Annotated in this window: 11 protein-coding genes; 3 read left to right on the top strand and 8 right to left on the bottom strand. The window is 47.3% G+C overall.

The genetic code is table 11. From position 1 onward, the window contains the following. Positions 1-15 precede the first annotated feature (15 nt). The 3 genes from JW881_00450 to JW881_00460 form a co-directional block, all read right to left on the bottom strand. A complete protein-coding gene (locus tag JW881_00450) occupies positions 16-780 on the bottom strand; it encodes a class I SAM-dependent methyltransferase (GenBank protein ID MBN1695954.1) in 765 nt (254 codons plus the stop codon). A gap of 22 nt (positions 781-802) precedes the next feature. Continuing rightward, complete coding sequence (locus JW881_00455; GenBank protein ID MBN1695955.1) at positions 803-1,834, bottom strand: PD40 domain-containing protein; 1,032 nt, start codon at positions 1,832-1,834, stop codon at positions 803-805. 67 nt (positions 1,835-1,901) lie between these two features. Further along, positions 1,902-2,570 carry a hypothetical protein gene (locus tag JW881_00460; protein MBN1695956.1) on the bottom strand — a complete coding sequence of 223 codons (669 nt, stop codon included), beginning with the start codon at positions 2,568-2,570 and terminating at the stop codon, positions 1,902-1,904. A gap of 350 nt (positions 2,571-2,920) precedes the next feature. Between JW881_00460 and JW881_00465 the strand changes: the two genes are divergently transcribed. From JW881_00465 to JW881_00475, 3 genes are all read left to right on the top strand, one after another. Continuing rightward, the gene (locus JW881_00465; protein MBN1695957.1) at positions 2,921-4,252 is read left to right on the top strand and encodes a patatin-like phospholipase family protein; all 1,332 of its coding nucleotides are present in this window, start codon (positions 2,921-2,923) and stop codon (positions 4,250-4,252) included. Positions 4,253-4,406: 154 nt separating this feature from the next. After that, the gene (locus JW881_00470; GenBank protein ID MBN1695958.1) at positions 4,407-5,543 is read left to right on the top strand and encodes an ATP-binding protein; all 1,137 of its coding nucleotides are present in this window, start codon (positions 4,407-4,409) and stop codon (positions 5,541-5,543) included. Between the two features lie 115 nt (positions 5,544-5,658). Beyond that, a complete protein-coding gene (locus JW881_00475) occupies positions 5,659-7,806 on the top strand; it encodes a PAS domain S-box protein (GenBank protein ID MBN1695959.1) in 2,148 nt (715 codons plus the stop codon). 1 nt (position 7,807) lies between these two features. Here JW881_00475 and JW881_00480 read toward each other — a convergent pair whose 3' ends face one another. From JW881_00480 to JW881_00500, 5 genes are all read right to left on the bottom strand, one after another. Then, complete coding sequence (locus tag JW881_00480) at positions 7,808-8,698, bottom strand: hypothetical protein (GenBank protein ID MBN1695960.1); 891 nt, start codon at positions 8,696-8,698, stop codon at positions 7,808-7,810. Positions 8,699-8,806: 108 nt separating this feature from the next. Then, entirely contained in the window at positions 8,807-9,199 is a 393-nt protein-coding gene (locus JW881_00485) for a type II toxin-antitoxin system VapC family toxin (GenBank protein ID MBN1695961.1), read from the bottom strand. Continuing rightward, entirely contained in the window at positions 9,192-9,416 is a 225-nt protein-coding gene (locus tag JW881_00490) for a type II toxin-antitoxin system Phd/YefM family antitoxin (GenBank protein ID MBN1695962.1), read from the bottom strand. The genes JW881_00485 and JW881_00490 overlap by 8 nt, the downstream gene beginning before the upstream one ends. A 52-nt stretch (positions 9,417-9,468) precedes the next feature. After that, on the bottom strand, positions 9,469-11,127 hold the full coding sequence (locus tag JW881_00495) for a DEAD/DEAH box helicase (GenBank protein MBN1695963.1): 1,659 nt from the start codon (positions 11,125-11,127) through the stop codon (positions 9,469-9,471). Between the two features lie 5 nt (positions 11,128-11,132). Then, the coding region (locus tag JW881_00500) for a hypothetical protein (protein MBN1695964.1) at positions 11,133-11,984 on the bottom strand (852 nt) is incomplete at its 5' end.

Raw genomic sequence — 11,984 nt, forward strand, 5'->3', positions numbered from 1 at the left:
GTCGATAGACCGGCTTTAGCCGTTCATGCTTCCGAGATACACCCGTGTGATGTAAAGGAGTTCGATAATGCCGTTTTTCTGTGTCTTTTCGAACAATGTATCGAGTTTCGCCATGTATATTACGTACTCATCCGTCCCGACTGCGGGGGTGTAGGAGGAGGAAAAAAACCTTCCCTTCAATCCCCGGAGATCCAGTTGCTGCGAATTGGGAAATCCGGCCGTTATCAGGCTGCCGCCGCCCAAAAAACGGCGAATAACGGCTTCATCCGTCGACGTGTGCATCGAGGCAGGGTATTCCGGAAGCTGTTCGAGTATCGCGTTATAGCCCTCGACACATGCGGTTCCTTCTGTCTGCCTGTCGTTCCAGACGAAAAGCACCCACTTTTTACCCCGAAGTATCCGTTCGAACTCCCGTTTCGTTTTTTTATGATCGAACCAGTGAAAGGCCTGGAATGAGGCGGCAAGGTCGATGATGTCGTCCGGTAAGGTCGTGGATTCAGCGCTTCCGTCGATCGAATGAAAAAGTGGATCGGCGCCCAGACGTCTTTCCGCTTCATGTCTCATTTTATCGTTCGGCTCGACGGCATAAACCGGCAGCGCGAATACCTCGAGAAGGATTGCCGTCGATATTCCGGTCCCCGAACCGATATCGGCGATTGCGCCGCTTGCTTCGATGCGACATATGTCGGCTATGAAGCGAACCGCTTCCGCCGGATAAGAGGGGCGGTATTTCGAATAATCACTTGCCCTGTCGGTAAAACGCTGTTTCGGGTCGTTCATTGCAATCATCCGCCGGTTTCATCTATTCGAATGCATCCGCGGGAAGAATGCAGAGGTAAAGATCGAAGCCCCCGGCTCCTCCGTCCCTGTTCGAGGAGAAGATGAGGACGTCGTTATCGTCGGTCCGGTCGTTATAATACGCCCTGAACAAAGACGGCCGGTATTCGTCGGAAGAAGTATTGATCCCGGGATAAATTTCATCCATATTCACAGGTGCCGTCCACACTCCGTCACGATATATACTGTAATAGATATCGAAAGAACCGGCCGTGTCGGAAACAAACACCATTATATCGCCGGCGATAAAAGGACAACGTTCGTTCGATTCGGTGTTGAGTCCCGGCGGCACGGAAAGGGCGTCTGCGTTAACGGCATCGTTCAGAAACTCTTCGATAGGTTTCGCTTCCGGATTGGCGTAGGCGAAAATATCGTCATTGCCCGGGCGGTTCGATGAAAAATACAGGGTGCCGGTCGATTTATGATAGGTAGGGTAATAATCGTCGTAATCGGAGTTGCCGCAAAACGATGAAAGCTCATCACCTTGCTGGTTGATGAAATAGATGTCGAAGTCGCCGCCGTCCGGGCGGTTCGATGCGAGGAGGTAGAGGATTTCGGGGTCGGTCAGGACCTCATCCGTTTGGTAATTAATGTGAAAGAGTTCACTATACGTGTCGAGGATATAAGGACCGTATTCGGTATATTCCGAGTTGTAGATGCCGTCCAGGTATGGGCCGATCCGTGAGTTGATAATGTATGCTTCAGATAAGGTGACGGTTTCTTCTCCTCCGTCATAACTTCCCGGATAGTCGATTTCGAACCTGATCGAGGCTTCCCAGATATCGAAATCGCTTCCCGACAGACCGTAATTCGTTGAATAGATGATATGCTGCGCGTAATAAAAATGGGGAGGGGGGGCGGCATTGTAATCATCGGCTTCCGTGTTGATCCCGGAAAGATTGTACAATCCTGGATTGATATGCAGGTAACGGTCGTCTTTAAGTGGACAAGAGAGAAGAATAAATGAAAAAACGGGTAGTACGATAATTTTTTTCATGATGGCTCCCCATGATTTGTTTCAGGTACAAATGGATAAAAAAACTATAGTACCAAATATTAACACGTTATTCTACATAGCGGATGCAATGTTTGCTTGTGATACTATTGTTTTTATCTCTGAAAATAAGCTCAATGGGATTGTTATCATTATTATATGTGATTTCAACTTTTCCATAATAATTGCCGTAATTATAAAAAATTTCATCTGTCAACAAATTATTATCATTATATATCAGTATATGCTTCATAAATATATCTTTCCAATTTTGTTCCAGTTCATCGATCGTAATGAGGCGGCCGTCATCATCGAGATAATAAATATCGTAGATCATCAACGTTTCCTCTTCGTCTATAAAGAAAAATACGTTTACTTCAAATATTGTTTTATTATTTTTATATGCAAAGGTCGCTCGTGTCGTCGGCTTTTCACTGTTTTTCTCAAAAGTGATTATCTCAACAATATCCTTTTTATCATATAAATAATACTTATATTCATATTGCTCGTCATTTTTATAAAATGTTACATATCGAAGGGATCCTTTTTCATCATATGTGAATTGGCTTTTTTCAACATCATCGTTTTTCAGTTCGAGAATTGTATTGAGTGTGCCGTTTCCGTTGAAGTAATTGATTTTCTTTCTTTCAAGGACGAACCCGTTTTGGTCTTTTTTAAGTATGTCTATGTGTTGTTCTTTCGGCGTTTTATTGATACAGGTAATATCCCATCCGTGCAAAACAGGAAGAATAAAATGTCCTGGTTTTTTTTTTCGTACTTCGTTGAAATGCAGGATATAAAAGTTAGTAATAAAAATATAAACAAGTGAAATATGACTGGTTTATAGAAAAACCGTATTTTTTTCATTCTTTCTCCATACGGAAAACGTCTTTATGCAGAGAGATTTTCACTCTGGATATCTTATCGTAGAATTGAAAATAGGTAAAGTAGATATATTATCCTGGTGCATAAAATCAGCTATATTTATTAATGATTACCGGACGATTTGTCTGTATATCGTTAATTATACGTACTTGTTTCTTCGCTTTTTTTTCTTTATCATAAGTAAATCAACGGAGGTTAAAAAACATGCATCAATCGGGTTATGCACTGGTATTAAGCGGCGGCGGGGCGAAGGGTATTTATCATATCGGGGTCTGGAAGGCATTGCGTGAAATCGGCGTCACCATCGACGCGGTGATCGGTAATTCCGTCGGGGCACTCATCGCCGGCTTTATAGCACAGGGTGATTTCAATAATGCGGAAAAGGCACTCGATGACATCGATATCCGGCGGTTCATCGAAATTCCGGAAGAGTTCGTCAAAGACGGAAGGATCGTCATCGACAGGAAATCCATGAAAAAACTGGACAGGGTGAGGGAATCCGTTATCAAAAACAAGGGTATCGATACGACCCCGCTCAAAGTCTTTCTCAACAAATACCTCGACGAAGGGAAAATAAGGAAAAGGGGTCTTGATCTGGGCATCATTACCTTCAACCTCGATGATTTCAGGCCAGTGGAGGTGTTTCTCGATCAGATGGAGGAGGGAAGTCTTTTTGATTACCTCCTTGCAAGCGCCACTTTTCCCGGCTTCAAGACGACGAAAATCAGGAAAAAGCACTTTATCGACGGTGGCGTGTACAACAACATACCGTATTCAATGGCAAAGGAGCGGGGATACCGTAAGATCATCGTGGTCGATATTTCCGGTATCGGGTTTGTCAAAAAACCGGATATCACCGGAACACAAACAGTCTCTATCAGGAACTCGATTCAGCTCGGAGGGGTCTTCGATTTCAGCAGGGATTTTTTTCAACGTTTCAAGCTTCTGGGGTACCTCGATACGATGAAGACCTTTGAAAAGATCGGGGGGATCAGGTACTTCTACCGTGACAATCCCGGATTATGCCGGACGCTTGCTTCCCGGCTTGAATCGGAAAATGCCGTTAATGGTTTTTTCAATGATGACAAATGGAGCGGAGACGGCGGCCCGGACACGAATGAGGCCCGGATACGTGAAGTCCTTCCGAAAGAGTACCGGCATTACCGGCAGATCGTTCATTCCCTTGCCGAATGTGCGGCTTTGAGTCTGAATCTGGACAGAATAAAGGAACGGTCATTCGGGGAGTTTGTCGATGAGATACGGCGGGGATATCGGGATGTCGAAACCGAGATAAGCGATCTCAGAAAACGCTTTGATAAGAAAGATATACGCGAGCTGGTCGAAGAAATAATCGATGTTGCCAAACATACCGATATCGATACCTTTTCCTCCGCTTCCGTCTATAAATACGACAGAATTCTTGAATCGATCCTCCGTCCGCGCGGCGGCAAGGTCCCCTTTTCATCGTTATCGGGCTTTTTTCCGTTTTTAAAAGGGGCGAGAATATTTTTTCGTCTGGTTGACGGAGAGAAGTAGCCCGTCTTTGTAACTCCTAATGTGCTAAAAACAACAGTATATGAGAAAAACCATGCCATGGGTTCTGTGTATATACTATTGACATATATTTAATTTATGGATAATCTTGACCTTGAAATTTCGGTGACTACTGCCGAGATTTCAAGGAAAGATAATGATTTCAAGAAAAACCGATCTCCTGGAAGTTAAAAAAAGAATATCCGCTTATAAAATAACAGCGATTTTGGGCCCAAGACAATCGGGAAAAACAACACTTGCACGGGAGTTCGAAGCAGCCGATTATTTTGATCTTGAAAATCCCGGAGACCTCGCCCGATTGGATAATCCGCAGCTTGCATTGGAACATCTTGAAGGACTGATTGTCATTGATGAAATTCAGCGAAAACCGGATCTTTTTCCTTTACTGCGATATCTGGTCGATAAAAATCCCGGACAGCGATACCTGATCCTTGGAAGCGCTTCCCGGTCATTGATCAGGCAGAGTTCCGAATCCCTCGCGGGCCGTATTTCCTATTATTATTTGTTCGGTTTGAGGACAGGCGATATATCAGAAGAAAAGATACGGCAACTCTGGCTTCGAGGCGGTTTACCCCCCTCATATCTCGCCGAATCGGACGCCTCAAGTTACCAATGGAGGGAAGATTATATTACAACCTTTCTCGAACGGGATATTCCCGCCCTGGGAATACGAATACCTGCCTACACGATCAGGCGTTTTTGGCAGATGCTTTCTTTTTATCATGGAAATATAATCAATTTGAGTGAAATCGGCCGTTCTTTCGGCATAGCCGATACGACCGTCCGCCATTATCTTGATATTCTGCAGGGAACATTTATGATACGGCTGCTATATCCCTGCTATACTAATACGAAGAAAAGATTGGTAAAACGCCCGAAGTTATATTTTCGGGATAGCGGTATCTTTCACTCCCTGATGACAATTGAGTCATATAAGTCTTTACAAAGCAACCCCCGGTTGGGTGCGTCATGGGAAGGCTTTGCTTTTGATGCTGTATGGAGAAGCATCAATAAACCCGATGACCGGGCATATTTTTGGGCGACCCACAGCGGCGCGGAACTGGACCTTTTTTGGCAGCATGACGGACACAATTGGGGATGCGAATTCAAGTACGCCGATGCACCAAAACTGACCAGATCAATGTCAGCGGCCCTCGATGATGTGAACTTTGAAAGACTTTGGGTGATTTACCCCGGGAATAAAGCTTATCGGCTGCATGAAAAAATAATCGTTCTTCCCCTCTCTGAAATTTCCGCACCCTGGAAATATTGAATCATGGACCGGTCTCACCGGATAAACTACATTTTTTCTCCCGATGATTAATGTTATTTTATGGATTTTTTATTATCCGTTTATTATAATTAAATTAAAATCGATGGTGACCCGCATGAAACCGGATAAAGAAAAAGAGAAATCCCCGAACCGTATATTCGGAATGAGTACCGATGCGCAGGATCAATTTGAAATGTCATTTGACTGGCTTTTTAGCGTATTCAGCTTATTTATAATTCTCGGGACTTTTATTGCAACACTCAGAATCATTGAACACGGATTTTCATTTAATTACATCATCCAATGGGTTTCGGTGTCGGTCATATTGTTTTCCATGATCGTAAAAAGAAAAATGACCTTTAAAACCAGGCTTTTTATACTTTGGGCTGCGGGGATTCTATTCGCGTCTTCGGGTCTGTATGCCTTTGGCCTTTTGGGGCAGGGGATACCGGTAATGCTTTTTTCAATCGCTATAGCAGCCGTCGGCGGGGGTAAAAAACATGCCGTCATCTCGATTATTCTTTGTACGATACTCATCATTGGTGCCGCACTCGGCTTCATGACGGGAATACTGCCGCTTCAGGTCAATCCGGGAGCCTATACCCTTTCGGTCTCCGGCTGGATCACTGCCGTGATTACTTTCATTATACTCGGCGCCGCCATTTCGAGTTTTCTCATAAGGTTCAATACGGCGTGGTTTACTGCGGTCAGGACCTTTCGTGATTCGGAGAAACACTACCGCGATATCTTCAATGCGACAAATGAAGCGGTTTTTATCCACGATGCCGACACCGGAAAAATACTGGATGTCAACCGGACCATGTTGTCCATGTATGGATACGTGTATGAGGAAATCCCGGGATTGTCGATCGGGGATCTTAGTTCGGGAGAAGGTGAGTATACCCGGGAACACGCGGTTCAAAAAATAAAAGACACGATCGGTCGGGGTTCCGTCGTGTTTGAATGGCAAAGCAGGAAAAAAGACAATACAAACTTCTGGACCGAAGTATCGCTCAAGCGTTCACAAATCAGCGGCAAAAGGCGGGTGATTGCGACGATCCGGGATATCACCGAACGGAAAAGGAGTGAAGGTGAAAAAGAAAAGCTTGAAATGCAGCTCAGGCAGGCCCAGAAAATGGAAGTGATCGGCCGGCTTGCCGGGGGAGTGGCGCATGATTTCAACAATCTGCTGCAGGTGATACGCACATATTCGGAACTTCTCATGGTGTCTCTGGAACACGGACAACAGGAGTACGGTTTTGTTGAAGAAATTGCCGGGGCGGCGGAGCGGGCCACACACCTCGTGAGTCAGCTGCTTGCCTTCAGCCGCAGGCAGATATTGCAGCCGGCAAACCATAATCTGAACAGGCTGACAAACGATCTTCTCAAGATGTTGAAGCGTCTGCTCGGCGAACATATCATGATAGAGGTCAAAGCGGATGAAGATCTTGAGGATGTGTATGCCGATCAGCAGATGATGGAACAGATTATCATTAATTTATGCGTCAATGCCAGGGACGCGATGCCGGACGGGGGAATTATCGCTATAGAAACGGCCAATGTCGAACTGACCGCCTCTGATATCAAACCCGATGAAACGATCAAACCGGGGAATTACATCCTTCTGGCGATTACCGATAACGGCGCCGGTATGGATACGGAAACCCTGCATCATATTTTCGAACCTTTTTTTACGACAAAGGATCAAACGAAGGGAACCGGTTTGGGTCTCTCGACCGTTTACGGTATCGTCAGGCAGCATAACGGACTGATTCGCGTATCGAGCGAACCGGAAAAAGGAACGACATTCAGGATTTACCTGCCGGTGAGTGAAATAAAAGAAACAATGGCGGATGACCAAAAGGAAGATAAGGCTACCGGTGGACACGAGACCATTCTTTTAGCCGAAGACGAGGATGAGGTGAGAACATTGATCCGGTATGTTCTTGAAGGAGCCGGATATCGTGTGATTACGGCACAAAACGGTGAAGAAATGCTCGAAATTTTCATGAAAAACCGGAATGAAATCGATCTTATGCTGATGGATGTGGTTATGCCTAAAATAGGCGGCTACATGGTCTACGACAGGCTGAAACATATACATGCGGGCATTCCCGCCGTCTTCTTGAGCGGTTACAGTGAAAACGGGATTCAAATGCCGATCACCCCGGAAGAGGGATTGTCATTAATTCAAAAGCCGTTCAAAACTGAAACCCTTCTTCGCGTCATCAGAAAGGTGCTCGATAAAAAAGGACGCGTATAAATCAGATGGGAAAGCTTATCGCAAAGCGAACGCCATTTTTTATGTTGATTTCCATTGTCCCGTCGAGTTGTCGAACGAGGGCGTGAATGATTCTGAACCCCATTGATTGTGAAATATCGTTTTCGCACCCGACACCGCTGTCCCACATTTCGGCAATGAGAGATGTTCCGTCTTGTCGTTTCATCCTGACATGAATGGTGCCCCCGTTCCCGTGGGGGAAGGCGTGCTTAAAGCTGTTGGAGAGTATTTCCGTCACGATGATACTCAGCGGGATGGCCGCATCAAGGCCGAGTTGAACATCGTCCGTGTCCTGAACAATATCGATGTTAGCGTTCGGCTCGTACGTCGAAACGACATTGCTTATCAGTCTCGAGATAAAGGATTTCAGTCCGATTTTTGAATGGTTCTTTTCTCCGTAGAGTTGTTCGTGAACAAGCGCCATGGCCCGTATCTTTTCCTCGATATCCCTGCAGATCTCTTTGTCCCGCTTGTCAAAAAAGCTTTTCGATTTGAGTTTCATGAGACTGACGACGACCTGCAGGTTGTTTTTTACCCGGTGGTGAATTTCATTGATGAGGGTTTCCTTTTCCTTTAGCGCGCTTTCGAGTTTTTCCGTCCGTTTTTCGATTATCTCTTCCATGGAAGCGTTCAATTTCCGCAACTCGTCTTCGACCTGCTTCTGCTTGACGATACTGTGCAGGTACACGAATACCTGTGGCGGCGCGATCAGTGCAGGAACAATCGTTGAAATAAGAAACCCGATCAGAATGAATTCGCCGAATGCGATGTAGAGGGAAACAACCGTGATGAGTCCGGAAACGACCACGGTGACAATCGATATGGCGGCAACGACGGCTTTAATGCCGTACCGCCGGATAATCGAATAAATCATATACGATACTATATATGTTTTTACGGATGTCGATCAAGCGCCGGGTTGGATCCGGGAACCGGTGCGCCTTGACCACGATTGGCCAACGATAAAGACAGACGATGGTCTTTATACAATCACCTTAACATCATACTTTTTGAAATTAAAATCTGCGGTGACAACAGCGGCGGATTCCCTTATCGCGGTGGCGATGATCATTCGATCCGCCGGATCCTTGTGATGGAGAGGAAGTCTGTTTGCGGCACAAAGAATCGAGACATCGAGTGGGAAAAGCACAAGTGAATGTTTTTCGATAACGGAAGAAAACCATTGTTCGGCATTCAACGGAAGGATAAGCATTTCTTTTTCGTGTTTCAGACTGATTTCCCACGCGGAAATTGCCGACACATACACAATCGATGCATGATCGATCTGGTTTCTTGCGGTTTCACTCAGCTTATCGCTTCCGTTTGCCAGCCAGAGAAGGGCGCATGTATCGAGGACAATTGTTTTTTCAAACATCTCCCCATTCTTCCTCGGTCGGTTCTGTGGGATCGTATTTTATCTCGATATTGCATAATTCGGAATGGACGGCGGTACGCTTGCCGTGAGGTACGGGATTTATTTCAGCGACGGCAATGCCGTGTCGCATGATGATTACCTTTTCGCCGTTCTGTTCGATAGCCCGAATAATGGCTGAAAAATGAGTTTTCGCATCATGTATATTGACGGAAATCATCGACTTTAAAAACAACCTTTCGGACTAAATATAACCAATAAAGTTGATTTTGTCAAGCTTTTTGATTTTTTTGCTTTTTAATCGAAAGCATCGAAATAATATGGGAAGCCTGTCCCTTCGTGAGGTTTTCCGGAATTTCTATTCCTTTTTCACTAATAATCGAAAGCTGCTTCTTCGTGGCAGGGTGTGTTCGCCATTTTCCCCTCAGATCGACAAGCCGGAGAATGTCCGGCCGATGTTCGGTCACATGGTGTTCGGCATACGCGATCGCCTGCCTGACGGTGTCGGTCGCTGTCATAATCGTATCCTTTCCCCGCGAACGCAGAATGACTTCCCATTTTCCGAGGATGGTCGCCGCGATGGTAATGGATTGTCCTTTTGTCAGGTTGAGTCCGTAGCTGTTTTTTCCGATAGTCGTCCAGCTGAAGCGTGCGCAGCTTCCGAGTTCGGGGGGAAGGCTGAGTTCGTACAGATCGATTTTTCTGCAACGGTAGCGCAGATCGTCCAATGAAAGGGCGAGGTCGGTCCTTACCCAGGGGCGGTTATCCGCCACCCACTGCAAGGCCTTCTCCACCTCGTCCGTTGTTTTTCCCGCGAGATCGAACCCGTCGGAAAACCCGAATAAAACGGGAAGCGTAACCAGTTCGTGCTCCCTGGTGACATCGACGATGTCGATCACCGTCGCCTTATCCTTTTCCTGATGAAGCCGCGTCGCCCGCCCGATCATCTGGGTATAGAGGAGTGACGACCGGGTCGGCCGCGCGAGAATGATCCCTTCGACGGACGCTTCGTCATAACCTTCCGTCAACACCATGCAGTTCGTCAGTACGGTTACCCTGCCCCCGCTGAAATCACGGAGAACCTTTTTCCGTTCAGCCCGGTCCATTTCACCGGTAACCGGTCTTACACTGATTCCCGCCTTCGAAAAAGCATCCGCCAGACTGTGCGTATGGGCGACATCGACGCAAAAACAGAGTGTTTTCCTGCCGGTGAGGTATTTCTTATAAATATCCACCACCAGATCGTTTCGTTCCCCGACATTGACGGCCCGGGAAAGATGGGAGGCGATATAATCGCCCATCCTTTTTTTGACCTGCCGCAAATCAATATCCGTTTCCACCCGGTAGCCGGTCAAAGGTGCGAGATACCCCCCGGCGATCATTTCCGGCAGGCTGCGTGAGAAGGTGATTTCATCAAAGACCTTGTCCAGTCCGGCCCCGTCGCCGCGTTTCGGCGTTGCCGTAAAACCGACAAGCAGTTTTTTCGTCTCCTTTTCCATGAGGCCGAGCCGTTCGAAAATTCTCCGGTAGGTCGAAGCGACGGCATGGTGAGCCTCATCGACAACGATGAGATAAAACTCGTCCGGATCGAACCGTCCGAGTCGTCCCGAGCCCTTTCTCCCCAGGGTCGGGACGCTCGCGACGACGACATCGCAGCCGGGATCCGCCGTACGCCCGGCCTGTTCTACTTCCACCGCGAGTTCGGGATTCGCCCGCGCTATTTTCTCCTTCGCCTGGTCGAGGAGTTCTTCACGGTGGGCCAGGACGAGCATCTTCTTTTTCATCCTGAAAAAATCCGGGAAAGAAGCGAAAACAACCGTCTTACCGGTTCCTGTCGGAAGGCACACCAGCTGTTTTCGAACACCCTGTTTGTAGCGTGCGAGGATCGTGTCGAGACATTCCTTTTGATAGTCCCGGAGCGTTACGGACATGCCGCCTAAAATCCGACCCTGGTTTCGAGAAAAATACTGTGTTTAATACAGTTGTCATGCTCGATAAGTTCCCGGTTCCATACATATTCAAAGGTATAGCCGGCGCCGGCTGTTAGCGTCCCCCATGAAAGCGGGAAGGTAGCCGAAAGATCGGTTGCAGCCTGAAAGACGTACTCGATCACATCCTGGGTGAGAAATCGCGACGGACCGTAGAAGGTCACCGTTCCGTCCTCGAGATATCCGTCGTCATAGATCGTTCCCGTTCCCTGGGGAAGCCCTTCGGAGGCGTTTCCGTGCCGGATCAGCCTCGTCGAGAACGAACAGTCGAGCCATGGAAGGGGCGTCAGGGAAAGTGAGAGGTTGATCCGGTCCGAATTGGGTTCGAGGATACTCCCCACATGGGTCCCGAGGTGGGTATAGCTGAGAAAGGGGACGGAGGATCTGGCTGAGTGCGTAAAGGCGTAGGGGGTGATCATCAGATAATCGAGACCGATCCGTTTCAGGATCGTGCCGGGAGGCGTCCATGAGAGGCCGGCCCGGAGGGCGAACTTGTTCTGGGCGGAATCGAGATTGAAGAAGGGGGTCCCCTGTTTGCTGCTGCTCGAAAAGGCGTCCCAGTCGTCGACATACATGATGAAATTCGAGGCGAGTGAAAAGGGGAGGCGGAAGCGTCCGTACAGGCCGACGAATGAAGAATCGTAATTGCCGGTCAGCTGCTGGCTGAAAAAGAGGTTCTGGACGGGAATGAGATACGCGAAATTGAAGCGTTTACCGCCGATCACGGACTGGATAAAGCCGACCGACATCCAGCTCAAGGGCGTTATTTCGAAGGAATGGACGAGGAGGTACTTGAACTC

It is taken from the genome of Spirochaetales bacterium, from assembly GCA_016930085.1.
GTDB lineage: Bacteria > Spirochaetota > Spirochaetia > SZUA-6 > JAFGRV01 > JAFGHO01.